Genomic DNA, 23051 nt, shown 5'->3' on the forward strand with positions numbered 1-23051 from the left:
GGTGATCATCGTCGTCGGGCTCGTCGCCCTGGCCGTGGTGGCGGTCCTGTACTGGTACGTGTGGCGGCGCCTGGTGCGGGACACGACGACCGGGTGGGGATGGCCGCGCCGGCTGGGCACCGCGCTGTTCGTCGTGGGCCCGGCACTGATGTTCGCGGCCCTCTTCGCCGAGGTCGGTCACGCCCCGTTCCTCCTCCAGCGCATCCTGGCCTGGCCTGGCTTCCTGTGGATGGCGCTCTCCCTGTACCTGCTGCTGGCGGTGGTGGCGGGTGAGGCGATACGCCCGCTGGCCCGAGTCGTGCAGAAGCGGCGCCGCCGCGTGGGTGCGGCCGGCCACGACGGCGAGCAGCAGTCTCCCCAGGCACCCACCCCCACCCGCCGCCTCTTCGTCTCCCGGGTGATCGGCGGCGCGGCCGCCACCGCCGCCACCGCCACCGTCGGCCTCGGCACCTACGGCGTCCTCCGCGGCCCGAGCGTGAAGCGCGTCACCGTGCCCCTCGCCAAACTCCCGCGGGCCGCGCACGGCTATCGCATCGCCGTCGTCAGCGACATCCACCTGGGCCCCGTCCTCGGCCGCGGCTTCGGGCAGCGGGTCGTGGACACGATCAACGCCACCCAGCCCGACCTGATCGCGGTGGTCGGCGACCTCGTGGACGGCAGCGTGAAGGACCTCGGTCCGGCGGCGGCCCCGCTCGCCCAGCTGTCCGCGCGGCACGGCGCGTACTTCGTCACCGGCAACCACGAGTACTTCTCCGGTGCCGCCCAGTGGGTCGAGGAGGTACGCCGGCTGGGCCTGCACCCCCTGGAGAACGCCCGCACCGAACTCGCCCACTTCGACCTCGCCGGCGTGAACGACCTCGCCGGGGAGAGCACCGGCCAGGGCCCCGACTTCGACCGCGCGCTGGCCGGCCGCGACCCGGCCCGCGCCTGCGTGCTCCTCGCCCACCAGCCCGTCCAGATCCACGAGGCCGTCCGCCACCACGTCGACCTCCAGCTCTCCGGCCACACCCACGGCGGCCAGCTCTGGCCCGGCGACCTCGTCGCCGCGGCGGCCAACCCGACCGTCGCCGGCCTGGACCGCTACGGCGACACCCAGCTGTACGTCTCCCGGGGCGCCGGCGCCTGGGGCCCGCCGACCCGGGTGGGCGCCCCGTCCGACATCACGGTCATCGAACTCGCCTCGCGGCACGCCTGACCGGAACGCCCCCGCGGGCTCCGTGGCCCTTCCGCGCCGCTCCTGTGAAGCCGCTGTGAAATCCGGCCGAAACGAGCGCTCGGTAAGTTCTTCCTCATCTAGTCAGATCGCTCTTCCCCCACCTGAAACACCTGTGATTAGGTGAGCCGCGTCACTTAGGGGAGTGGCGTTTATGGGGAGGCACCAACCGTGCGATCTGTTCGCATGCGGATTCTCGTGACGCTCGTCGTGCTTGCGATCGCGGGGATCGGCGGCTGGCAGCTGCTGCCGTCGCAGGAGAACCAGAACAAGACGATCACCGTCGGTACGACGGACGCCGTCACCTCGCTCGATCCGGCCGGCGCCTACGACGCCGGCTCCTGGGCGCTGTACAACAACGTCTTCCAGACGCTGCTCACCTTCGAGCCCGGCGGTGCCCAGCCGGTCCCGGACGCGGCCCGGAGCTGCTCGTTCACGGGCTCGGACCTCAGGACCTACCGCTGCGTGGTGCGGGACGGGATCACCTTCCCGAGCGGCCGGACGATGACCGCCGAGGACGTGAAGTACTCCTTCGACCGGGTCAAGAAGATCAACTCCGACGTGGGCCCGGCCTCCCTGCTGTCCACCCTCGGCTCGGTGACCGCCGACGGCAAGACCGTCACCTTCCACCTGTCCTCGCCCGACGCGACGTTCCCGTTCAAACTGGCCACCGGGGCCGGTGCGATCGTCGACAAGGACAAGTACCCGGCGGACAGCCTGCGCACCGGCACCTCGGTGGACGGCACCGGCCCGTACACCCTGACGTCGTACACGAAGGACAAGCAGGCGGACCTGCAGCCCAACGGGCACTACAAGGGCGACCTGAGCGGCAGCGGACGCCCCGTCGAGCTGCGCTACTACGCCGACTCGGCCAAGCTCGCCGCCGCCTACCAGGCCAAGCAGGTCGACGTGGCGACCCGGACGCTGCCGCCCGCCATGGTCTCCAAGCTCTCGCCGAGCGACCCGAACCAGCGCGTCCTGGAGTCCGACAGCTCCGAGACCCGCAACCTGTACCTGAACACCCGGCGGAAGTCGCCCCTGCACGACGTCCTCGTCCGCCGCGCCATCGCCTGGCTGGTCGACCGCGAGGAGCTGGCCTCGTCCGTGTACGACGGCACGGTGCAGCCGCTGTACTCGCTGATCCCGGCCGGCCTCACCGGTCACACCACGTCCTTCTTCGACGACTACCCGCAGCAGAGCGTCGCCAAGGCGAAGGCGCTGCTGGCCCAGGCCGGGGTCAGCACCCCCGTCGAGTTCTCCTTCGGCTACGGCATCGGGCGCGGCGCGGGAGCCGAGGAGGCCGCCGTCCTGAAGCAGCAGCTGGAGAAGGGCGGCCTGTTCAAGGTCGACGTCAAGGGTTACGAGTGGACCGACTTCCAGAAGTCGTGGGCCGCGGGCAAGATGGACGCCTGGGCGGTCGGCTGGGTCGCCGACTATCCCGACCCGGACACCTTCGGCGCCTCCCTGGTCGGCAGCCACTCCGTGATGAGCACCGGCTACAGCAACCCGGCCGTCGACAACCTCCTCCAGCACAGCCAGCAGTACGCCGACCGCAGTCAGGCCGAGCAGGACTTCCGCAGCGTCCAGACGGACGTGGCGAACGACGTACCGCTGATCCCGCTCTGGCAGCGCACCGACTACGTCCTCAGCAGCGAGGACGTCGGCGGCGCCCAGTACCTCACGGACAGCACGGGCGTGTTCCGCCTGTGGAGTCTGAACTGGATCTGACCGCCGGACCGCCGACGGCACGCGCCCGGGACTCAGGCCGACCGCAACGTGACGGTCACCGCCAGCCCCTTCCCGGGCGCCGTGCGCACCGCCACCTCACCGCCGTGCGCCTCCACCACCCCCTGCACGATCGCCATCCCCAGCCCGCTCCCCTCGCCGCTCCCCACCCGGAAGAACCGGTCGAAGATCCGCGCCGCGTCCTCCTCCCCGAGCCCCGGCCCCTCGTCGGCGACGCACACCCGCACCACCCCGTCCGCCCGTTCCACCGCCAGCCGCACGGCGGCCTCGACCGGCGTGTGCACCCGGACGTTGGCCAGCAGGTTGCCCAGCACCTGCCGCAGCCCGGACTCGTCGGCCCGCACCAGCACCGCCCCGTCGGCCGAGACGACGACCCGCCGGCCCGGCTGCTGGGCCCGCAGGTCCTCCGCCGCGTCCCGCGCCAGCCGGCTCACGTCGACGTTCCGGAACCGGATCTCCGGCCGCTGGTCGAGCCGCGCGAGCAGCAGCAGTTCGTCCACCAGCCGGCCCATCCGGTCCACCTCCCCGTGCATCCGGTCCCAGGCCCGCCGCCGCTCGCCCGGCTCGCTCAGCATCCCCTGGTCGTACAGCTGGAGGTAGCCGCGGATGGCGGCGAGCGGCGTGCGCAGTTCGTGGGACGCGTCGGCGACGAACCGCCGCAGCTGGGCGGCGCTGTGCTCCCGCGTCCGGTACGCCGTCTCCACCTGGTGGAGCATGGAGTTGAGGGCGAGCCGCAACTGCTCGACCTCCTGCGTCGGGTGGTGGCTCGACGGCACCCGCCGGGTGAGGTCGCCCTCGGCGATCGCCGAGGAGGTCTCCACCATGTCCTCCAGGGGCAGCAGCCGTCGCCGCACGCTGTACATGGTCAGGCAGCACAGCAGCGCGAGCAGCAGGGTGCCGACCGCGAGGTCCAGCCGGAGCGCCTTCGCTATGCCCTTGTGCAGCAGCTCGGTCGAGGAGGCCAGCAGGATGTAGGGGCCGTCGGCGAGCCGGGTCGCCGTCACCCGGTAGGCCGCGCCGTGCACGTCGATGTCGCGGGGGCCGGGCGCGGCGGCGAGGGCGCGCGGGTTGGACACGGCGGCCGCGAGGGCCCGTTGGGCGTCGGTGGGCTTCAGGTCGAAGACGGTGACCGCCCGGCCGTCGCCGCCCACCACGGTGAAGATCGAGTCGGGTGTCGGGTCGGACTCGGCGGGGGTGATCCGCTCGCGGACCACGCCGAGCGCGGTCAGCGAGTCGACCTGCCGCAGGGTGAGCCCCGAACCGCTCAGTGAGGTGCGGGTCTTGAGCAGCTCGGAGTCGACCTGGTCGAGCAGGTACAGCCGCATGCCCATGATGCTCACCGCGGTCGCCAGCACGATGCCGACGGCGAGCAGTCCGGCGTTGGCCAGGGTCAGTTTGCCGCGCAGGGAGTGCAGCCCGTGCCGCTGCCCGCGATCGCGAAGGCTCATGCCAGGCCGTATCCGACGCCCCGCCGGGTGGTGATCACCGGTGCCCCGAGGGTGTCGAGTTTGCGCCGCAGGTAGCTGATGTAGGTCTCCACGACGGTGGACTCCGACGGCGCGTGCTCGTACTGCCAGACGTGCTTGAGGAGTTGCTCCTTGGGGACGATCCGGCCGCCGTTGCGCACCAGGAAGCGCAGCAGCGCGTACTCGGTCGGGGTCAGCTCGACCGTGCGGCCCGCGCGGTGCACCGAGTACGACGTCTCGTCCAGCTCCAGGTCGCCGTAGCGCAGTGGTGGCCGTTGCTGGATGACGTCGGCCGGCCGGGTGCGGCGCAGTACCGCGCCGATGCGGGCGACGACCTCGTCGATGTTGAAGGGCTTGGTGATGTAGTCGTCGCCGTAGCCGAGAGCGCCGACTATCTCGGCCGGGGCGTCCCGCGCGGTCAGGAAGACCAGGGCCAGGTCGGGCTGCCGGACGCGCAGTTCGCGGGCGAGCGCCCGCCCGTCGCCGTCCGGCAGCATCACGTCGAGCAGGGCCGCGTCGGGCCGGGTGCGCTCGGCCAGCGCGAGGGCGCCCTGGACCGTACCGGCCGTCATCACCTCGAACCGGTGGTAGCGCAGGGCGATGGCGAGGACGTCCGCGATGCTCGGCTCGTCCTCCACGATCAGCACGGTGCTGCCTGGAGCCGTCATGCCCTCAGTATCGGCGCCCACGCCGACGGCCGGGGGCGCGCAGCTTTGGAGTTCCTTGAGAGTGCGCGCGTCGCGTGTCCCGGCGCGCGGCCCGCCGCCGATCCTGTTGCCCAGGACCTGGGGGACCGACCGAACCGACCTGACGAACTCCAAGGAGCTGTTGAACGTGACGGCATTGGCACGGTGGTGCTACCGGCACCGGCTGGTGGTCCTGTTGCTGTGGGTGGGGGCACTGCTGGGCGTGGGCTTCTCGGCCTCGTCCGCGGGCACGAACTACGCGAACGTCTTCTCGCTGCCCGACACGGACTCCAAGACCGCGTACGACCTGATGCAGAAGGCCTTCCCGGACACCTCCGGTGACACGGACACCGTGGTGTGGAAGGTCACCGACGGCTCGGTGACGGACCCGGCGGTCCGCGACCGCGTCCAGCCGGCCCTGGACAGGATCGCGAAGATGACCGGCGTCGGCGCGGTCACCAGTCCCTACGCCGGTGCCCGGGGGGCCGCGCAGGTCAGCCGCGACGGCAAGATCGCGTACGCGCAGCTGACCTTCGTGCAGCGTGCGAACGAGATCCCGAAGGACCTCGTCCAGAAGGTCGTCGACACCGCGCACGGCGCTGAACGCGGCGGTCTCCAGGTGGAGTTGGGCGGCCAGGCGATCCAGCGCGTCCAGGAGCCGCCGCAGGGCCTGTCGGAGATGGTCGGCATCGTCGCCGCGGCCGTCGTGCTCTTCCTGGCGTTCGGGTCCTTCTTCGCGATGACCCTGCCCATCGCGATCGCCGTCTTCGGCGTCGGCATGGGCCTGTTCTCCACCCAGCTCCTCAGCCACACCACCGACATCCCCGACATCGCCCCGCTGCTCGCCTCCCTGATCGGCCTCGGCGTCGGCATCGACTACGCCCTGTTCATCGTCACCAGGCACCGGCGCGGCATCCTGCGCGGCCTGGACCCCGAGGAGTCGGCGGTCACCGCCCTGAACACCTCGGGCCGGGCGGTGCTGTTCGCGGGCGGCACGGTCTGCATCGCCCTGGCCGGCATGCTGGTCACCCGGCTGCGCTTCCTGGACGGGGTGGTCATCGGCACGTCCCTGACGGTCGTCCTGAGCGTCCTCGCGGCCACCACCCTGCTGCCCGCGCTGCTGGGCTTCCTCGGCCCGCGCGTCCTCAGCCGCCGCCAGCGCCGGGGGCTGGCCGCCGAGGGCCCCGAGCCGGAGAAGGCGAGCGGCCTGGCGGCCCGCTGGTCGGCGAACGTGCAGAAGCGCCCGCGGCGCATCGCGGCGCTGGCCCTGGTCGTCATGGCCGTCCTCGCCGTCCCGGTCTTCTCGCTCCGGCTCGGCGCCACCGACCAGGGCAACGACGACGCGTCCACGACCACCAGGAAGGCCTACGACCTGCTCGCCGAGGGCTTCGGCCCCGGCTTCAACGGCCCGCTCCAGGTGGTCGGGGTGGGCGGCGACACGGCGCGGCTGGTCAAGGGCCTGGAGTCGACCCCGGGCATCGCGCGGGTGGCCGAGCTGCCCCCGGCCCACGGCGTGACGGTGATCCAGGTGGTCCCGACCACCTCACCCCAGTCCAAGGAGACGGACGACCTGATCGACACCCTGCGCGACCGGGTGATCCCGCAGGCGGGCGCGCAGGCGCACGTGGGCGGCGTGACGGCGGTCTCCAAGGACTTCGCGACGGTCACCGGCGACCGGCTGCCGCTGTTCGTCGCCACCATCATCGGCCTGGGCTTCCTGCTGCTCCTGGTCGCCTTCCGCTCCCTGGTGGTCCCGCTGACGGCGGCCGTGATGAACCTGGTCGCGGCGGCGGCGTCCTTCGGGGTCCTGGTGGCGGTCTTCCAGTGGGGCTGGGGCCTGGACCTGCTGGGCCTCGGCAAGGAGGGCCCGATCAACGCGTTCCTCCCGGTCATCATGCTCTCCCTGCTGTTCGGGCTCTCGATGGACTACCAGGTGTTCCTGGTGAGCCGGATGCACGAGGAGTGGGTGCACACGAGGGACAACGCGCGGGCGGTACGGGTCGGCCTGGCGGAGACCAGCCGGGTCATCAACTCCGCCGCCCTGATCATGGTCTGCGTCTTCCTGGCCTTCGTCCTCAGCGGCGACTCGGGCGCCGCGATGGCCGGCGTCGGCCTGGCGGCGGCGGTCGCCCTCGACGCCTTCGTCCTGCGTACGGCCCTGGTCCCGGCGGCGATGCACCTGCTGGGCGCGTCCAACTGGTGGCTGCCGGGCTGGCTGGAGAAGCGGCTGCCGCACCTGGCGGTGGAGCCCGCGGAGGACATCCCGGCGCCCCGCAAGCCGGGCGGCCCGGCCTCGGTGATCCACGGTTTCGTCCGCACCCCGGACGGGGCGGCGGTGGAGGCCGCGTCGGTGACGCTGACGTCCGGGGACGGCCGCCGGCTGGACGAGGTGACGTCGCTGGCGGACGGCTCCTACATCGTCTCGGTCCCGGCTCCGGGCGCCTACGAGCTGGCGGTGACCGCGCCGTCGTACGGCTCGCAGGCCCGGCGGGTGACGGTGGAGCAGGGGCCGCTGGTGTACGACGTGGAGCTGGCGGAGGGGGAGCTGGACGCGGTCAACCGGACGTGATCACTCGCTGCGGCGTCCCCGGCCGCCCGGGTCCGGCAGCACCCGGGTCATGCCCGGCAGGAAGTCCGTGAACAGTTCGTGCACCTCCAGCACCAGGGGCCGCAGCACCCGGAACCGCGCGAGGGAGACGCCTCGCGCGGTCAGCCGGGCGCCGCGCTCGGCGAGCCGGTAGCTGCGCTCGCGGCCCTCGGTGCGGTCGAAGATCCAGTACAGCACCAGGCCCATCTGCGAGAGCCACATCAGCTCGGGCAGCACGTCCCGCAGTTCGGGCGCCACCTTGGTCTTCGCCCCGGCGAGCACCTCCCGGTGCACGCTGATCGCCTCCTCGCGCGCGTGCTCGCTCTCCGGGGAGAAGGGGCTGAGCGGGCTGTCGGGATCGGCGGCGTTCTTGAAGAAGTGGACCGCGAACTCGTGGTACGGCCGGGCGATGTCCAGCCACACCTTCAGCACCCCCGCGAGCCTCGCCTCCAGGTCCGTCTCCCGGTCCAGGACCTCGCGGACCGCCACCCGGTGCTCGGCGGCGAGCTGGTCGTAGAAGCCCTGGATCAGGTGTTCCTTGCCGGCGAAGTAGTAGTAGGCGTTGCCGACCGAGACCCCCGCCTCCGTGGCGATGGCCCGCATCGTGGTCTTCTCGTACCCCCGCTCCCGGAACAGCCGCATCGCCGTCTCCAGGATCAGTGCACGGGTCTGCTCGGACTTGCTGGGGGAATGGGCCTCGACGGGACCGTCGTTCTTCGCGGACACGGACAGAGCCTAACCAGTGGTGCAGACGCCGCCGGCACAGCCCGGAGGGTCGTAGATCCAGCCGATGCCCGGCTCGTACACCCAGCCGTCCTGGCGCCGGAAGGCGGACCTGCCGTCCCCCTGCCCGCCGCGCCACCAGGCGGCGGCGAGCACCGCGCCCCGGGCCAGCTTCGCCCCGGCGGGCGTGCTGAGCCGGTGGGCGAGCGGCCGCTGCTCCCGCAGGGCCCACAGCACGACGATCCACGCGGCCGTCTCCCGGTAGACCTGCCCGGCGTCGCCGACGACGGTGACCTCGTCGAAGGTGGCGGAGTGGTCCAGGTCCGGGAAGCGTGCGCGGGCCTCGTCCGAACCGGCCGGCAGCAGCGTCAGCGGCACCAGCTGCGGCTGGCGCGCGAGCCAGTCGCGCAGGTGGGTGCAGAGGGCGCACTCGGCGTCGTAGAGCACGGTGAGCCCGCGGACCGGGACGCGGCGGGCGTCCCGGTCCGCCGTCGTCGGCACGGCGCTCACGCCCCGGCCGCCGGCGCGGTCCAGCCCTGCGGCGGGACGGGCGGGAGCTGTTCCTTCTCCATGATCCCGCGGCGCCGGATCCGGTTGAGGACGTACACGTTGCCCAGGTGCATCACGCCGAGCACCAGCAGGACGACCCCGAGCTTGGACGACAGGGCCTCGAAGATGCCCCGCGTGTCGTCGATGGTGTCACTGGTGTGCAGGTAGAGGGCGACGAAGCCGAGGTTGACCAGGTAGAAGCCGACGACCAGCAGGTGGTTCACGGCGTCGGCGAGCTGTTCGTTGCCGTGCAGCACGTCGGAGAGGAAGATCCGCCCGTTGCGGCTGAGCGTGCGGGCCACCCAGACGGTCAGGCCGATGCTGACCAGCAGGTAGATGACGTAGGCGATGACGGTGCGGTCCATGCCCCACCCCTTCTTGAACGCGTTCAAAACGCTGACAGGGATGACTGTAGACCTGCTTTTGAACATGTTCAACTCAGGTGCGGAGTGACCCCGTTCACGCCCGCCGCGCGAGGGCCGGCCGCTTGCTGTAGTCGGTGAACCCGAGGACGTTCCCCCAGGGGTCGGCGATCTCCACGGTCCATCCGGTGGCCGTGGAGAACGGCTCGTCGAGGGGCCGGATCCCCGCGGCCGCCAGCCGCCGGGCCGCGACCCGCGCGTCCGGCACCTCCAGCCACACCCGCGGCGCGGCCCACACCGGCGTCCGATGCCCCAGCCCCTCCTCGGCCCGCAGCAGGATCCCGGGCGTCTCGCCCCCCACCTTCAGCAGGGCGATCCCCGCTTCGTCGAACCGGAACCCGACCGTGAACCCGGCCCGCTCGTAGAAGGCGACGGCGTCGCCGAGGCTCCCGACCGGGAGCAGCACGTTGTCGAAACCGAGCAGTTCGTACGACTCTTCATCTGACATACCGTCAGGCTAGAACCGTCCGCCCGCCCCGGCGGCAGACACGCGCAAGGGCCCCGCTTCCGGCAGGAAGCGGGGCCCTTGCGGTCCGGGCGGGACCGGGAAGATCAGAAGCGGCGCGTGATCAGCGCCCGCTTCACCTCCTGGATCGCCTTGGTGACCTCGATGCCGCGCGGGCAGGCGTCCGTGCAGTTGAAGGTCGTGCGGCAGCGCCAGACGCCGTCGCGGTCGTTCAGGATCTCCAGACGCTGCTCGCCCGCCTCGTCACGCGAGTCGAAGATGAAGCGGTGCGCGTTGACGATGGCCGCCGGGCCGAAGTACTGGCCGTCGTTCCAGAAGACCGGGCAGGACGACGTGCACGCGGCGCACAGGATGCACTTCGTGGTGTCGTCGAAGCGCTCGCGGTCCTCGGCCGACTGCAGGCGCTCCCGGGTGGGCTCGTTCGTGTCCTTCGTGACCAGGAACGGCATGACGTCCCGGTACGCCTGGAAGAACGGCTCCATGTCGACCACGAGGTCCTTCAGGACCGTCAGGCCCTTGATGGGCTCGACCGTGATCGGCTTCTCGGGGTTGATGTCCTTGATGAGGGTCTTGCAGGCAAGACGGTTCTTGCCGTTGATCCGCATCGCGTCCGAACCGCAGATGCCGTGCGCGCACGAACGGCGGAAGGTCAGCGTGCCGTCGACGTCCCACTTGATCTTGTGGAGGCCGTCGAGGACGCGCTCCTTCGGGTCGATCTCCAGCTGGAAGTCCTCCCAGACCGCGTCCGCGGAGACCTCGGGGTTGAAGCGGCGGATCCGGAAGGTGACGGTGATGTAGGGGGAGTCGGCGAAGCCGGGCTCGGGCCGGCCGGCCTCGTCCGCCTTGTCCAGAACGGGGGTTGCCATCAGTACTTACGCTCCATCGGCTGGTAGCGGGTCTGGACGACCGGCTTGTAATCGAGACGGATGGACTCGGTGCCGTCGTCGCCCACCTCGCGGTACGCCATGGTGTGGCGCATGAAGTTGACGTCGTCGCGGTTCGGGTAGTCCTCGCGGTAGTGACCGCCGCGGGACTCCTTGCGGGCCAGCGCGGAGACCGCCATGACCTCGGCGAGGTCCAGCAGGTTGCCGAGCTCGATCGCTTCCAGCAGGTCCGTGTTGAACCGCTTGCCCTTGTCCTGGATCGAGACGTTCTTGTAGCGCTCGCGCAGCTCCGCGATCTTCTCGACCGCCGTCTTGATCGTCTGCTCGGTGCGGAACACCATGACGTTGGCGTCCATGGTCTCCTGCAGCTCCCTGCGGAGCGTGGCGACCCGCTCGTTGCCCGTCGAGGTGCGCAGCCGCTCGATCTGGGACACCACGAACTCGGCCGGGTTCTCCGGGAGGTCCACGTAGTCGACGGTGTGCGCGTACTCGGCGGCCGCGATGCCCGCCCGGCGGCCGAACACGTTGATGTCGAGCAGCGAGTTGGTGCCCAGGCGGTTGGCGCCGTGCACGGAGACACAGGCGACCTCACCGGCCGCGTACAGACCCGGCACGACGGTGGTGTTGTCGCTGAGGACCTCACCCTCGACGTTGGTCGGGATGCCGCCCATCGCGTAGTGCGCGGTGGGCTGGATCGGGATCGGGTCCGTGTACGGCTCGATGCCGAGGTAGGTACGCGCGAACTCGGTGATGTCCGGGAGCTTCGCGTCCAGCTGCTCCGGCGGGAGGTGGGTGAGGTCGAGGTAGACGTGGTCGCCCTCGGGACCGCAGCCGCGGCCCTCCCGGATCTCCGTGTAGATGGAGCGGGACACGACGTCACGGGACGCGAGGTCCTTCATGACCGGCGCGTACTTCTCCATGAAGCGCTCGCCGTCCTTGTTGCGCAGGATGCCGCCCTCACCGCGGGCGCCCTCCGTCAGCAGGATGCCCATGCGCCAGATGCCGGTCGGGTGGAACTGGAAGAACTCCATGTCCTCCAGCGGCAGCCCGCGGCGGTAGACCGCGGCCTGGCCGTCACCGGTCAGCGTGTGCGCGTTCGACGTCACCTTGAAGAACTTGCCGGTGCCGCCGGAGGCGTAGATGACGGCCTTCGCCTGGAAGACGTGGATCTCGCCGGTCGCCAGTTCGTAGGCCACCACACCGGAGGACTTCTTGACGCCGTCGACCTCGGTGATCAGCTGGTCCAGGACGTAGAACTCGTTGAAGAACTCCACGCCCTCCTTCACGCAGTTCTGGTACAGCGTCTGGAGGATCATGTGGCCCGTGCGGTCGGCCGCGTAGCAGGACCGGCGGACCGGCGCCTCGCCGTGGTTGCGGCTGTGACCGCCGAAGCGGCGCTGGTCGATGGTGCCGTTCGGCGTCCGGTTGAACGGCAGGCCCATCTTCTCCAGGTCGAGGACGGCGTCGATGGCCTCCTTCGCCAGGATCTCGGCGGCGTCCTGGTCGACCAGGTAGTCACCGCCCTTGACCGTGTCGAAGGTGTGCCACTCCCAGTTGTCCTCCTCCACGTTGGCCAGCGCGGCGGCCATGCCGCCCTGCGCGGCGCCCGTGTGGGAGCGGGTCGGGTAGAGCTTGGTCAGGACCGCGGTGCGGCTGCGCTTCGTGGACTCGATGGCCGCGCGCATGCCCGCGCCACCGGCGCCGACGATGACGGTGTCGTACTTGTGGATCTTCATGATTCGCAGCCCCGTGCCTAACGGATGTTCGGGTCGAAGGTGAAGATCACCAGCGAGCCCAGCAGGATGGTGAACACCGTGGCCGTGTAGAGCAGGCCCTTCAGCCACAGCCGGGTGTTCGCGCGCTCCGCGTAGTCGTTGATGATCGTGCGCAGACCGTTGGCTCCGTGCAGCATCGCGAGCCACAGCATGAGCAGGTCCCAGACCTGCCAGAACGGGCTCGCCCAGCGGCCGGCCACGAACGCGAAGCCGATCTTGGAGACGCCGCCGTCGAGCACCAGCTGGATCAGCAGGTGGCCGAGGACCAGCACGACCAGGACGACGCCGGACAGGCGCATGAACAGCCAGGCGGCCATCTCGAAGTTGCCGCGGGTGGAGCGCGGGGTCTTCTTGGTGCGCTTGCGCGGGGCCTCGATGAGGGGGGCCGGGTTGTCGACGCCGTAGAGGGGGGCGCCCTCGACGGGGCCGACGCCCGACGCGGTGGTTTCAGTGGTCGACATCTGCGTCAGCTCCCGAACAGGACACGAGCGGCGTGGCCGAGAACGGGGTAAACGGCCCCGGCCATCAGGACGACCCAGACACCGACGACCGTCCAGAGCATCTGCTTCTGGTAGCGCGGGCCCTTCGACCAGAAGTCGACGGCGATGACGCGCAGGCCGTTGAGGGCGTGGAAGAGGATGGCGGCCACGAGGCCGTACTCCAGCAGTGCGACGATCGGCGTCTTGTACGTGGCTACGACCTTGTCGTAGTCCTCGGGGGAGACGCGGACGAGAGCGGTGTCCAGCACGTGAACGAACAGGAAGAAGAAGATGAGGACGCCGGTGACTCGGTGAGCCACCCAGGACCACATTCCTTCCCGGCCGCGGTACAGCGTTCCAGCCGGCACGGAAGTCCCTCCGGGAGCGGGGTATCGGGGCCGCGCCGGCTTGTGCTGTCGGTCGGGCCCGGCCGGGTACGGTCCACCGGCCCCCAGCATCGTAGCGAGGCGCTGCCGCTGGGCTTACGCCGGGCCTACCGGTGTGATCAAAGTGGCACGCGGATGGGTTAGCCGGGCGGCGTCCGGGATGCGGGGTGCGGTCATTTGCCGGGTGCGGGAGCGTTTGGGCTGGTCGCGCAGTTCCCCGCGCCCCTCAGTTTCTCGGCCAACCGTCCGCCTGCGAGGCGCCGGAGTTCCTCGGCCGCGGTGATCCGTTCCTCCTCCGGATCGTTCGTCAACCGTGACCGGATGCCTTCCAGGACGCGGTCCAGGGATTCGGTGGGCGGCGTGTCGCCCAGGAAGATGACGAACACGTGCCCGAACCTGGCTTCGTAGGCCGCGTGTGCCGCCGTCAGGGCCGTGTGGGCCGCCGAGTACGTGTCCTCGGGCAGCTCCGGGAGGCACTCGCCCGCCAAGGCCTCCGTCAGGTCGCCGGGGGACAGGTCGTACGTCGCCTCGTCCGCCGCGGCCAGCAGGGAGTCCACGTCGGGGTACGGGCGGTGCTCGGTGATGCGGCGGGCCCAGCGCAGGCTGTGCAGGCACTGCATGAGCAGGGCGCCGGCCTGCCCGGCGGGGGCGGCGTTGAAGGCGTCCAGCGGGGAGGGGAGACGGGACGGGCGGTCGGCGGGCAGCGTGGGTCCTCGCGTCACAGGTGGTGTGGCAGGGGATGCTGTGCGATATGTGTCGTAGACGTTATCGAGGACGTCCACAGCGTGTCGGTTGGTTGCCTCGATCTCACCCGAACGGGAGAGTTTCAGAGCGAGGGGATGACGGCCGTGTGGTCGGCGCGTCGTAGGTTGGGACAGTGAGCCAGCACAGGCGCAGGCCCTCGACACGACAGGTCGCGCGAAGGCGGGCGGTGGTCGCCGCGGCCTTCGTGGGCACGGTCGCGCTCGGTACGGGCATCGGGGTGTGGGCCTCCTCCGGAGGAAGCGACGGCGACGGCCGCGCCGCGGGACCGGCCCGGCAGCCGTCCGTGAGCCCCAGCCCCACCCGCAGCTACCCCCTCTCCCAGGCGCCGCGCACCATCCCCGCCGTCCGCTCCCACACGGCGGCCCGGGGGCCGGGCTGGCGCCCCGAGAGGGGCTACCGGGTCGTGGTGAGCGACGCGGCGCTGGCCGACGAGGGGCGGCTGACGGCGGGCGAACTCGGTCTGGCCTACGCCGGCCAGAAGGGCGCGGACGAGGACGTCCGGCCGGGGGACGTGCGGCTCGACCTCGGCGGCACGGGGGACCCGGAGTCGTACACCATGACCGTGCGCGGCGGGACGGTGCGGATCAGCGGGCCGGGTGACGCGGGCGTCTTCTACGGCACCCGGACGCTGAAGCAGGAGGTGCACGGCGGCGGTACGGCCCCCGAGGGGGTGGTGCGGGACCAGCCCGCCAAGCCGCGGCGCGGGTTCATGCTGGACATCGCGCGCAAGCCGTTCACCGCCGGCTGGATCGAGGCCCGGATAAGAGAGCTGGGCGATCTCAAGTACAACGAGCTCGGGCTGCACTTCTCCGACGACCAGGGGTTCCGGATCGAGTCCGCCACCCACCCCGAGATCGTCTCCCACGACCACCTGACCAAGACCCAGGTGCAGCGGATCGTCGCCCTCGCGGCCGGCCGGCACATCCAGGTCGTGCCCGAGATCGACTCGCCCGGCCACCTCGGGGCCGTCCTCGCCGCCCACCCCGACCTCCAGCTGCGCAGCGCCCGGGGGACCGCCACCAGGGGCGCCGTCGACATCTCCAAGCCGGCCTCGGCGGGGATCGTCGACGATCTGCTGGGCGAGTACGCCGACCTCTTCCCCGGCTCCTACTGGAACCTCGGCGGCGACGAGTACCAGGCCCTGACGGTCGCCGATCCGCAGGCCTCCTTCCCGCAGCTCGCGGCCGCCGCCCGGAAGGCGTACGGCCCCTCGGGCACCGTCGCCGACCTCACCACCGGCTGGCTGAACGACCGCGCCGACACCGTCCGCGCCCACGACCGCACCCTGCGGGTCTGGAACGACGGCTTCCTCCGCGGCACCTCCGTACGGCCCGCGGACGACCTCCAGGTCGCCTACTGGACCGGCAAGGAGATCGGCGCCCGGCAGCCGGTGGAGTACCTGAGCGCCGGCCGCAAGGTGCTCAACTACAACGACGAGTTCCTCTACTACGTGCTCGGCGAGCCCAACACCTTCGTCTACCCGACCGGACGGCGGATCTACGAGCAGTGGACCCCGCGCGTGCTGCGCGGCACCACCGCCGTGCCCGCGAAGTACGACGCGCAGATCCTGGGCGGGTCCTTCGCGGTCTGGTGCGACCTCGCGAACTCCCAGACCCAGGACCAGGTCGCCGCCGGCATCCGGATGCCGCTGCGGGCCACCGCCCAGAAGCTCTGGGACCCGGGCACCCCGGCGATGTCCTGGACCGCGTTCAAGGGCCTCGCGAACGAGCTGGGCTGACCGGACCGGACCGGGTCCGCGGGGTGGCCGAAAACCCCCGCCCCGGGGCCCGGTTCCGGTGCGCCGCGCACCGCTGTGACACTCCGGGTCCCTCGCACGCAGTAAGGGGAAGTGCGGGCTCCGTAAAGGTCGGCGCCTTGGTATGGACCGCTGTGGGAGGCGTGGGATGAGCCTGGTGGAGCTGATCGCGCAGGCCGATGAACGCGGACTCGCCGCCAGCGGGTTGGCCTGTTTGGATCGGTGCGTGCCGCTGCTCGGCGGCGACGACCTGGTGCTGCGCCCGCTGTGGGCGAGCCTCGCCGACGGCTCGGACTGGAGCGCGGGTCTGGAGAAGGCGCGCGGCTCCCTGGGCGGCGGGGCCGGTGGCGGTGGCGGCGACGAGGTCGAGGCGCTCGCCCGCCGGATGCTCGACGCCGCGCCCGCCTCGCCCGACGCCCCCGGCATCCGGCTGTGGGCGGACGGCTGTTCCGTCGCCTCGCTGCGGATCCACCGGCTCCTCGACCCCGCCGCGGACCCGGCGCCCTCGGTCGACACCCGCCGCGAGGGCGGCACCGAGGACATGTCCCCGCTGGTCGCCGCCGAACTGCGGCGCCAGGTCACGGTGCTGGAACTGCTCGCCGGACACGGCGCGGCCGGGCTGCGGCGGGCGCTGGACGTCTCCACCGAGGGCCGCCGGGTGCTGCGCGCGGTGGTGTCGCGCCGGGCCCGCGGCCGCGGCTGAACCCGGGGAGGTTCCTGTGCGTGCCGTGCGGCGGAGCTGCGGCGGACTTGCGGGGGTCCTGCACCGGTTGCCGAAGCACCCCGGATCCGGGTGACGAAAACGCCGCTGACCCCGCTCTTCAGTATGTGACAGCCCACCATGTGACAGCACAGCAGGAGACCAGGCCGCACGCCGCCGCCAAGCCGGTGCGGTGGGCGGCGGACGCGGTGGCCGTGATGCGCGAGGGTGCGCGGATCCGGCTCGACTACTCGGCACAGAGCCTGTGGCGGGTCGACCGGATGATCGAGGAGATACGCGGCGAGGGTGCGCCGTACGACGCCGTGCGGGAGACGCTGCGCGGCCTCGGCGCCTACGCCGGGGAGGTGATCGCCCGGGAGTCCGGCGCCGAGTGGTGGGCGTCCGGCGGCGACCACTGGATCCGCACCCCCGACGGCCGGCTCTGGGACCCGATCGACGAGGCCCGGCGCTGCTACGGCGGCCACGGCTCGCTGCGCCTGCTGTGCCGCGACGCCGTGCGCTGACGGGGCGGACGGTGGGGGTCAGTCGGTGTCGAGGCCGTCCACCAGGCGGTTGAGGAAGCGGGTGAAGGTGGCTTCAGGGGTGAGGGGACGGGCGGGGGCGGAGAGGGCCTCGGCGAGTTCCGGGTGGTGGCCGTCCGCCGCGACGGCGGCGAGGTAGCGGGCCTCGGCCGCGGCGCGGTCGGGTGACTGCGCGGCCGTGGCCTGCGCGAGTTCGTGGGCGACGTGCCCGGCCACGAAGGCCGTGAGCTGGGCGAAGATCTCCAGCTTCGCCGTGCCGTCCAGCCGGGTGGGCCGCAGGGCGGCGAGCGCGCGTTCCAGGAAGGCCAGGGTGTTGGGCCCGGGACTGCGCCGGCCGGCCAGGGCGGCGGGCAGCCAGGGGTGCCGCAGCATGTGGGCGCGCTGGAGGCGGGCGATGGTCTTCAGGTCGGCGCGCCAGTCGCCGGTGGGCGGGTCCGTGACCGGCAACTCGCCGCTGACGTGGTCGACCATCAGGTTCAGCAGCGTCTCCTTGTCGGGGGCGTAGCTGTAGAGCGACATGACGCCCGCTCCGACCCGTGCGGCGACTTTGCGCATGGTGACCGCTTCGAGCCCCTCGGCGTCCGCCAGGGCGACGGCCGCCGCGGTGATCGCCTCGCGGCTGTAGGCGGGCTTGCGTCCTCTGCGCGGCCCTCCGGAGGCCAGCCACAGCTGCTGGGGGTCGACGCCCGGGGCGTCGGCTCCTCCGTCACGGGACATGGCCCGCGCTCCTTCCCTCGACCGGCGGCTCTTGCGCGCATCAGTGAAGCATCCCCTATTCTCGTACACCGTACGTAAATCAAGGAGGGGAACGATGACGTCCCGCACGCACGGTGCTGCGCCGAGGCCGACCTGGGCACCGCCTTCCCGCAGACCGCCCCTGGCCGCACGGATGATGAGGGCGACGTGGCGCCGTCTGCCCGCGCCCCGGCACGAGGCCGGGTGGGAGCCGGGGCTGGTGGTGCCGGCCGCCGACGGCAGCCCGCTGATCACGGATCACTACTTCCCGCGCGCCGAGGGCGACTTCCCCACCCTCCTGGTGCGCTCGCCGTACGGCAGGGGCCTGCCGTGGTCCCCCATGTACGGCCTGCTCTTCGCCGAACAGGGCTTTCACGTGGTCCTGCAGAGCTGCCGCGGCACCGGCGGCTCCGGGGGCGCGTTCGACCTGTGGCGCAACGAGCCCGCCGACGGCCGGGCCGCCGTGTCCTGGCTGCGCGAACAGCCCTGGTTCAACGGCACCCTCGGCACCGTCGGTCCCAGCTACCTGGGCTACGTGCAATGGGCCCTCGCCGTGGACCCGCCGCCGGAACTGAAGGCGATGGTGGTGCAGGTGGGCCTGCACGACCCCTACGCCCTGTTCCACGCGGACGGTGCGCTGCGCCTGGAGACCGCGCTCGCCGTCGGTGTGGGCATGACCTACCAGCACCAGGGCATGGCACCGTTCCTGAAGGCGACACTGCGCCTGCAGCGGCGCCTGCGTGAGGTCACCACCGCGCGGCCGCTGCGGGGGGCGTACGCGTCAGCCCTGGGGGGCCAAGTGCCCTGGCTGGACGACGTGATGACACACCCGGACGCCGAGGACCCGTACTGGCACGGCGCATGCCTGGCGGAGGCGGCGGAGCGGCTCGGGGTGCCCACGGCTCTGATCACCGGATGGCACGACGCGCTGGCCGACCAGACCTTCGAACAGTACGACCGGCTGCGTCGGGCCGGCTGCGAGACCGCCCTGCTCGTCGGCCCCTGGACCCACACCTCCGCCCTGCAGCAAGGGTGGCCCGAGGTGTTCACCGAGAGCCTCGCCTGGCTGCGCGCCCACCTGTGCGCGGACCCCTCGGGCCTGCGCCCCGGCAGGGTGCGCGTGCACATGGGCGGCGAGAACGCCTGGCGGGACCTCGACGACTGGCCGCCGGCCTCGGCCGTCGGCTCCTGGTTCCCCACCGCGCAGGGGCACCTCACCCGGCAGCCCCCCACGGACCGCGCCCCGCTCATGTCGTTCCGCTACGACCCGGGCGACCCCACCCCGTCCCTCGGCGGCCCGCTGCTCTCCCGGACCGCAGGCCCTCGCGACAACCGCGGTCTGGAGGCGAGGGAGGACGTCCTGACGTTCACCGGCCCCCCGCTGACCGAGCCCGTGGACATCTTGGGGCCGGTCTCGGCGAAGCTGAGCGTCTCCACGGACACCGGTCATGCCGACGTCTTCACCCGGCTGTGCGACGTGGACCCACAGGGCCGCTCCGTCAACGTCTGCGACGGGCTGGGCCGCCTGCGGACGGACGGCCGGGAGCCGTCGCGGATCACCGTGCCGATGAGTTCGACCGCCCACAGATTCGCCGTCGGTCACCGCATACGCTGGCAGATCAGCGCGGGCGCCCATCCGCGCTTCGCGCGGAGCCCCGGCACCGGGGAGTCACCGGTGGACGCCACCCGCTTCGTACCGGTGCGCCTCACCCTGCACACCGACTCGGCGCTGCTGCTCGCGGACACGTAGCGACCGTGGGGCCGCCACCGAAGCAACGGCCGGAGCCGCCACCCCCCACAGGAGAGGCCCCGGCCGTCGCGTGGCACGGGCCGCGCGGCGGCCCGTACTCCGTTCAGCGCCAAGAGTGCGTTTTCTGTCACACCTCGGGGCGTCACGTGTTGGTTGCATCTTGTACGGACATGGACGGGGAGCGGATTCAGCACGTAACGTGCAGTTCGCGCCGGGCCGCGGACGACGCATGACCACCGCAACCATCCGCGTCCCGACCACCACGACCATCAATTGAGGAACCACGACAGCGAGAACGACGCCCGCGAGAGCGGCGCCGGTTCGGGCGCAAAGTAGGTAACGGGTGCTGGGGGACGACGCGGAGCTGACCGCCGCGGTACGTGCGGCACAGGACGGGGACGAGACAGCGTTCCGCATCGTCTACCGCGCGGTGCAGCCGCGCCTGCTCGGGTACGTCCGCACGCTGGTCGGCGACCCGGACGCCGAGGACGTCGCCTCCGAGGCCTGGCTGCAGATCGCCCGTGACCTCGACCGGTTCAGCGGCGACGCGGACCGCTTCCGCGGCTGGGCCGCCCGGATCGCCCGCAACCGCGCCCTCGACCACATACGGATGCGCGGCCGGCGTCCCGCGATCGGCGGCGACGAGACGGAACTGGCCGGTTGGGCCGCCGAGTCCGACACCGCGGGCGAGGCCATCGAGGCGCTCACCACCGACTCCACCCTCTCGCTCATCGCCCGGCTGCCCCAGGACCAGGCCGAGGCGGTGGTCCTCAGGGTCGTCGTGGGCCTCGACGCCAAGACCGCCGCCGAGACCCTCGGCAAGCGCGCGGGCGCGGTCCGGACGGCGGCCCACCGGGGGCTGAGGAGACTCGCCGAGCTGCTCGGCGCGGACCCCGAGACGGCGGACGTCCTGGAGGCGCTGCCGCCCCAGCGAGAACCGAAAGATCGTGCGGTGACGTCCGCCAGTGTGACGCATACGCGTTCGCGGACGCAGAAGGACATGTGATGGCCGACGAGCAGTACAGGTGGCTGGACCGGGAGACGGCGGAACGTCTGCTGCGCGGTGAGTCGCTCGAAGCCGTCGACGAATCCGCCCGTGACCAGGCAGAACGCCTCGCCGCACGGCTCGGCGAGCTGTCCGCGCGCGCCACGGCGGCCGACGCCGAACTCCCCGGCGAGGAAGCCGCGGTGGCTGCCTTCCGCAAAGCGCGCGAATCCCCCGAGGAGGAGCGGACCGACGCGGCCCGGCGGCCGGGCGCGGCCGGGCAGGGCGCCGACGCGGGCCTGTTCCGCCTCGGCGGCGCGGGCCGTCGGCCGCCCCGCGCCCCCCGCTGGGCCCGCCCCGCGCGGCTCGGCCTCGCCGCCGCGCTGACCGCAGGCATGCTCGGCGGGGTCGCGGTCGCCGCCGGCACCGGTGTGCTGCGCACCCCGTTCGACGACCACCGGCCCGGACCGGCCGCCTCCGTCTCGGCCTCCCCGCAGCTCCCGCAGGGCTCGCCGTCGACCGAGTCCCTGCTCGGCGGCGAGAGCGGCGCGGCCCGCACCGGCACTCCGTCGGCCGGGACCGCGCCGTCCTCGGACGGGGCGTCCGGCAAGCCGCAGGAGCGGAACACCGGTGCGCCGGACACCCCGGGGAACCGGTGGCGCGGTGCGCTCACCTCCTGCCGTGCCCTCCGCGACGGCAAGCCGCTGGACGCCGGCCGCAGACGCAGCCTGGAAGGCTTCGCGGGCGGCTCCGGACGGCTCGACGCGTTCTGCAGAACCGTCCTCGGCGGCCGGAAAACCGGTGACCGGGGCGGCAACGGCGTCGCGGGCGACGACAAGGGCGGCTCCGGCGGTCAAGGCGGCCGGAACGACGGCAAGGGCGGTGGCAAGGGCCGGGACGGTGACGGCGACGGCCGGTCCGGCCGGGGCGACGGTGACGGCAAGGGCGGCGGCGGGGGCGGCAACGGCAAGGGCGGCGGCGGGGGCGGCAACGGCCACCACCAGGACGGCCTGGCCCCACCCGCCCCGACGGGCTTCGCGCCCCTGGCGCCCGACCAGCCCGTCAGCCTGCCCGCGCCGACGTACAGCGCGCTCTGACCTGCGGTTTTGAAAGTCGCTGAACTTTTTTTCCGCAGGGTGTGACATTTTCCGAGGCCGGGACGCAGTACTGAATGAGCCGACTGGTCATCGGCCGTCGCACAGAGCCGGGGTTCCCCCCGTACCTGCGGCTCGTGCATCGGCGCGGGCGGGACACGTTCCCCCGGTCCCGCCCGCGCCCCGAACCTCCCTCGCCGCGCGCCTCACCAGGAGACGACGACCTTGTCGCCGCTCCGCACCTGCGCGAACAGGTCCGCGATCGCCGCCTCGTCCCGCACGTTGACGCACCCGTGCGAGCCACCCGCGTAGCCCCGGGCCGCGAAGTCGTACGAGTAGTGCACCGCCTGCCCGCCGCTGAAGAACATCGCGTACGGCATGGGGGAGTGGTAGAGGGTCGAGTAGTGGTCGCGTGACTTCCAATAGACGTGGAACACCCCCTCACGGGTCGGCGTGTACTGGGTCCCGAACCGCACCGACATCGTCGACACCGTGCGCCCGTCGATCATCCAGCGCAGCGTGCGGCTGGACTTGCTGATGCACAGCACCCGCCCGGTCAGGCACCGCGCGTCGGGCGCGGCGGCCGGCTGACCGCCCATCAGGTACAGCTCCCACTTCCCGGGTCGGTGCGTCATCCCCACCAGCCGCCGCCAGGTCACGGCGTCGGTCTCACCCGTCCGGGGCAGCCCGCGCCTGCCCTGGAACCCTGCGACCGCCTGCGCGGTGAGGTCGTCGTACGTCCCCGTGGGCCCGTCGTACAGCCAGGCGACCTGGCGCAGCCGGGCCTGGAGCTCGCGGACGCCGGTGCCGGTGTCGCCGCGGGTGTAGACGATGTGCGGCGGGACGGTCTCGACGGCGGACGGGCCGGGCACCGGGGCGGTCCCGTCCGGTGCGCTCCGCCCGCCCGGCGTGCCGCGCGGAAGCTCGACGCGGACCGGCGAGTGTCCCCTGCCGTCCCCGCCGTCCGGCGGCTGCACGGTGCACCCGCACAGCACGGCCAGCGCGGCGGCCACGATCCCTGCGTACCCGGAGGCCCTCATGCCGTGGATGCTTCCCCGCGTGACCGCCGCCGAACAAGGGAGCATGGTGGAAGTGACGGACGCACCGGCCCACTGGCGAACGCGGAGGTCACCCACCATGGCCCGAGAGTCGGAGTCGGGACTGCCCATCGAACCGGTCTACGGTCCGGCGGCCCTGACGGGCTGGGACCCGGCCGAGAAGCTCGGCGAGCCGGGGGCCTACCCCTACACGCGTGGTGTGTATGCGTCGATGTACACGGGGCGGGTGTGGACGATGCGGCAGTATGCGGGGTTCGGTTCGGTGGTGGAGTCGAATGCGCGGT

The 23051-nt window shown here is 72.1% G+C and carries 23 protein-coding genes; 10 read left to right on the forward strand and 13 right to left on the reverse strand.

Features of this window, described 5'->3' with window-relative positions; all coding sequences use genetic code 11:
• Position 1: 1 nt before the first annotated feature.
• Positions 2 to 1195, forward strand: a complete 1194-nt coding sequence (locus tag AB0G52_RS39325) for a metallophosphoesterase (protein WP_361343848.1) — start codon at positions 2 to 4, stop codon at positions 1193 to 1195.
• A 204-nt stretch (positions 1196 to 1399) separates the two neighbouring features.
• Complete coding sequence (locus AB0G52_RS39330) at positions 1400 to 2941, forward strand: ABC transporter substrate-binding protein (RefSeq protein WP_132891337.1); 1542 nt, start codon at positions 1400 to 1402, stop codon at positions 2939 to 2941.
• 32 nt (positions 2942 to 2973) lie between these two features.
• On the opposite strand, the gene AB0G52_RS39335 is transcribed toward AB0G52_RS39330, so the two are convergent.
• Both AB0G52_RS39335 and AB0G52_RS39340 read right to left on the reverse strand, forming a co-directional pair.
• Positions 2974 to 4407: a HAMP domain-containing sensor histidine kinase gene (locus AB0G52_RS39335; protein WP_361343851.1), complete on the reverse strand. Its 1434-nt coding sequence runs from the start codon at positions 4405 to 4407 to the stop codon at positions 2974 to 2976.
• Positions 4404 to 5093, reverse strand: coding sequence for a response regulator transcription factor (locus AB0G52_RS39340; protein WP_132891335.1), 690 nt, complete (start codon positions 5091 to 5093; stop codon positions 4404 to 4406). The genes AB0G52_RS39335 and AB0G52_RS39340 overlap by 4 nt, the downstream gene beginning before the upstream one ends.
• 175 nt (positions 5094 to 5268) lie before the next feature.
• Here AB0G52_RS39340 and AB0G52_RS39345 point away from each other — a divergent pair, with 175 nt between their 5' ends.
• Positions 5269 to 7680 (forward strand): MMPL family transporter, encoded by a 2412-nt coding sequence (locus tag AB0G52_RS39345; RefSeq protein ID WP_361343879.1) that lies wholly within the window; start codon positions 5269 to 5271, stop codon positions 7678 to 7680.
• Here AB0G52_RS39345 and AB0G52_RS39350 read toward each other — a convergent pair whose 3' ends face one another.
• From AB0G52_RS39350 to AB0G52_RS39390, 9 genes are all read right to left on the reverse strand, one after another.
• Positions 7681 to 8424 carry a TetR family transcriptional regulator gene (locus AB0G52_RS39350; protein WP_132891334.1) on the reverse strand — a complete coding sequence of 248 codons (744 nt, stop codon included), beginning with the start codon at positions 8422 to 8424 and terminating at the stop codon, positions 7681 to 7683. It lies immediately after the preceding gene.
• 9 nt (positions 8425 to 8433) lie between these two features.
• Entirely contained in the window at positions 8434 to 8931 is a 498-nt protein-coding gene (locus AB0G52_RS39355) for a DCC1-like thiol-disulfide oxidoreductase family protein (RefSeq protein WP_132891333.1), read from the reverse strand.
• Complete coding sequence (locus AB0G52_RS39360) at positions 8928 to 9335, reverse strand: hypothetical protein (RefSeq protein ID WP_132891332.1); 408 nt, start codon at positions 9333 to 9335, stop codon at positions 8928 to 8930. Before AB0G52_RS39360 ends, AB0G52_RS39355 begins: the two co-directional genes overlap by 4 nt.
• A gap of 94 nt (positions 9336 to 9429) precedes the next feature.
• Positions 9430 to 9840, reverse strand: coding sequence for a VOC family protein (locus tag AB0G52_RS39365; protein WP_132891331.1), 411 nt, complete (start codon positions 9838 to 9840; stop codon positions 9430 to 9432).
• 104 nt (positions 9841 to 9944) lie between these two features.
• Positions 9945 to 10724, reverse strand: coding sequence for a succinate dehydrogenase iron-sulfur subunit (locus tag AB0G52_RS39370; protein ID WP_132891330.1), 780 nt, complete (start codon positions 10722 to 10724; stop codon positions 9945 to 9947).
• The gene (sdhA, locus tag AB0G52_RS39375; RefSeq protein ID WP_132891329.1) at positions 10724 to 12478 is read right to left on the reverse strand and encodes a succinate dehydrogenase flavoprotein subunit; all 1755 of its coding nucleotides are present in this window, start codon (positions 12476 to 12478) and stop codon (positions 10724 to 10726) included. Before sdhA ends, AB0G52_RS39370 begins: the two co-directional genes overlap by 1 nt.
• A 17-nt stretch (positions 12479 to 12495) precedes the next feature.
• A complete protein-coding gene (locus AB0G52_RS39380) occupies positions 12496 to 12978 on the reverse strand; it encodes a succinate dehydrogenase hydrophobic membrane anchor subunit (protein WP_132891328.1) in 483 nt (160 codons plus the stop codon).
• A 5-nt stretch (positions 12979 to 12983) separates the two neighbouring features.
• Entirely contained in the window at positions 12984 to 13364 is a 381-nt protein-coding gene (gene sdhC / locus AB0G52_RS39385; protein ID WP_071659649.1) for a succinate dehydrogenase, cytochrome b556 subunit, read from the reverse strand.
• A gap of 191 nt (positions 13365 to 13555) precedes the next feature.
• Positions 13556 to 14104 (reverse strand): 2-oxo-4-hydroxy-4-carboxy-5-ureidoimidazoline decarboxylase, encoded by a 549-nt coding sequence (locus AB0G52_RS39390; protein ID WP_132891327.1) that lies wholly within the window; start codon positions 14102 to 14104, stop codon positions 13556 to 13558.
• Between the two features lie 155 nt (positions 14105 to 14259).
• Between AB0G52_RS39390 and AB0G52_RS39395 the strand changes: the two genes are divergently transcribed.
• The 3 genes from AB0G52_RS39395 to AB0G52_RS39405 all read left to right on the forward strand — a co-directional run bounded on the left by AB0G52_RS39395 (position 14260) and on the right by AB0G52_RS39405 (position 17127).
• Positions 14260 to 15885 (forward strand): glycoside hydrolase family 20 protein, encoded by a 1626-nt coding sequence (locus AB0G52_RS39395; RefSeq protein WP_361343859.1) that lies wholly within the window; start codon positions 14260 to 14262, stop codon positions 15883 to 15885.
• A 166-nt stretch (positions 15886 to 16051) separates the two neighbouring features.
• Entirely contained in the window at positions 16052 to 16606 is a 555-nt protein-coding gene (locus AB0G52_RS39400; RefSeq protein WP_361343862.1) for a hypothetical protein, read from the forward strand.
• Positions 16607 to 16746: 140 nt separating this feature from the next.
• The gene (locus AB0G52_RS39405) at positions 16747 to 17127 is read left to right on the forward strand and encodes a hypothetical protein (RefSeq protein ID WP_165939471.1); all 381 of its coding nucleotides are present in this window, start codon (positions 16747 to 16749) and stop codon (positions 17125 to 17127) included.
• Between the two features lie 18 nt (positions 17128 to 17145).
• Here AB0G52_RS39405 and AB0G52_RS39410 read toward each other — a convergent pair whose 3' ends face one another.
• Positions 17146 to 17862 carry a TetR/AcrR family transcriptional regulator C-terminal domain-containing protein gene (locus AB0G52_RS39410; RefSeq protein WP_132891323.1) on the reverse strand — a complete coding sequence of 239 codons (717 nt, stop codon included), beginning with the start codon at positions 17860 to 17862 and terminating at the stop codon, positions 17146 to 17148.
• Positions 17863 to 18037: 175 nt separating this feature from the next.
• Between AB0G52_RS39410 and AB0G52_RS39415 the strand changes: the two genes are divergently transcribed.
• The 3 genes from AB0G52_RS39415 (at position 18038) to AB0G52_RS39425 (ending at position 21712) form a co-directional block, all read left to right on the forward strand.
• Positions 18038 to 19630, forward strand: coding sequence for a CocE/NonD family hydrolase (locus AB0G52_RS39415; RefSeq protein WP_361343882.1), 1593 nt, complete (start codon positions 18038 to 18040; stop codon positions 19628 to 19630).
• Between the two features lie 343 nt (positions 19631 to 19973).
• Positions 19974 to 20636 carry an RNA polymerase sigma factor gene (locus tag AB0G52_RS39420; RefSeq protein ID WP_132891321.1) on the forward strand — a complete coding sequence of 221 codons (663 nt, stop codon included), beginning with the start codon at positions 19974 to 19976 and terminating at the stop codon, positions 20634 to 20636.
• On the forward strand, positions 20636 to 21712 hold the full coding sequence (locus AB0G52_RS39425; RefSeq protein WP_361343867.1) for a hypothetical protein: 1077 nt from the start codon (positions 20636 to 20638) through the stop codon (positions 21710 to 21712). The genes AB0G52_RS39420 and AB0G52_RS39425 overlap by 1 nt, the downstream gene beginning before the upstream one ends.
• A gap of 203 nt (positions 21713 to 21915) precedes the next feature.
• On the opposite strand, the gene AB0G52_RS39430 is transcribed toward AB0G52_RS39425, so the two are convergent.
• Positions 21916 to 22749: a L,D-transpeptidase family protein gene (locus AB0G52_RS39430; protein ID WP_361343870.1), complete on the reverse strand. Its 834-nt coding sequence runs from the start codon at positions 22747 to 22749 to the stop codon at positions 21916 to 21918.
• A 97-nt stretch (positions 22750 to 22846) separates the two neighbouring features.
• Here AB0G52_RS39430 and AB0G52_RS39435 point away from each other — a divergent pair.
• Positions 22847 to 23051, forward strand: a 205-nt coding sequence (locus AB0G52_RS39435) for a methylmalonyl-CoA mutase family protein (RefSeq protein WP_361343873.1), incomplete at its 3' end; no start/stop codon positions are given.

It is taken from the genome of Streptomyces sp. NPDC021562 (genome assembly GCF_040640875.1).
In the GTDB taxonomy this organism is placed as follows: Bacteria; Actinomycetota; Actinomycetes; order Streptomycetales; family Streptomycetaceae; genus Streptomyces.

Coding starts and splice junctions, on each gene's coding strand:
- AB0G52_RS39330 (WP_132891337.1), top strand. CDS start 1,400: ATGCGGATTCTCGTGACGCTCGTCGTGCTTGCGATCGCGGGGATCGGC.
- AB0G52_RS39335 (WP_361343851.1), bottom strand. CDS start 4,407: ATGAGCCTTCGCGATCGCGGGCAGCGGCACGGGCTGCACTCCCTGCGC.
- AB0G52_RS39340 (WP_132891335.1), bottom strand. CDS start 5,093: ATGACGGCTCCAGGCAGCACCGTGCTGATCGTGGAGGACGAGCCGAGC.
- AB0G52_RS39360 (WP_132891332.1), bottom strand. CDS start 9,335: ATGGACCGCACCGTCATCGCCTACGTCATCTACCTGCTGGTCAGCATC.
- AB0G52_RS39365 (WP_132891331.1), bottom strand. CDS start 9,840: ATGTCAGATGAAGAGTCGTACGAACTGCTCGGTTTCGACAACGTGCTG.
- AB0G52_RS39370 (WP_132891330.1), bottom strand. CDS start 10,724: ATGGCAACCCCCGTTCTGGACAAGGCGGACGAGGCCGGCCGGCCCGAG.
- sdhA (WP_132891329.1), bottom strand. CDS start 12,478: ATGAAGATCCACAAGTACGACACCGTCATCGTCGGCGCCGGTGGCGCG.
- AB0G52_RS39380 (WP_132891328.1), bottom strand. CDS start 12,978: ATGTCGACCACTGAAACCACCGCGTCGGGCGTCGGCCCCGTCGAGGGC.
- AB0G52_RS39400 (WP_361343862.1), top strand. CDS start 16,052: ATGAGCCTGGTGGAGCTGATCGCGCAGGCCGATGAACGCGGACTCGCC.
- AB0G52_RS39410 (WP_132891323.1), bottom strand. CDS start 17,862: ATGTCCCGTGACGGAGGAGCCGACGCCCCGGGCGTCGACCCCCAGCAG.
- AB0G52_RS39415 (WP_361343882.1), top strand. CDS start 18,038: ATGAGGGCGACGTGGCGCCGTCTGCCCGCGCCCCGGCACGAGGCCGGG.
- AB0G52_RS39425 (WP_361343867.1), top strand. CDS start 20,636: ATGGCCGACGAGCAGTACAGGTGGCTGGACCGGGAGACGGCGGAACGT.
- AB0G52_RS39430 (WP_361343870.1), bottom strand. CDS start 22,749: ATGAGGGCCTCCGGGTACGCAGGGATCGTGGCCGCCGCGCTGGCCGTG.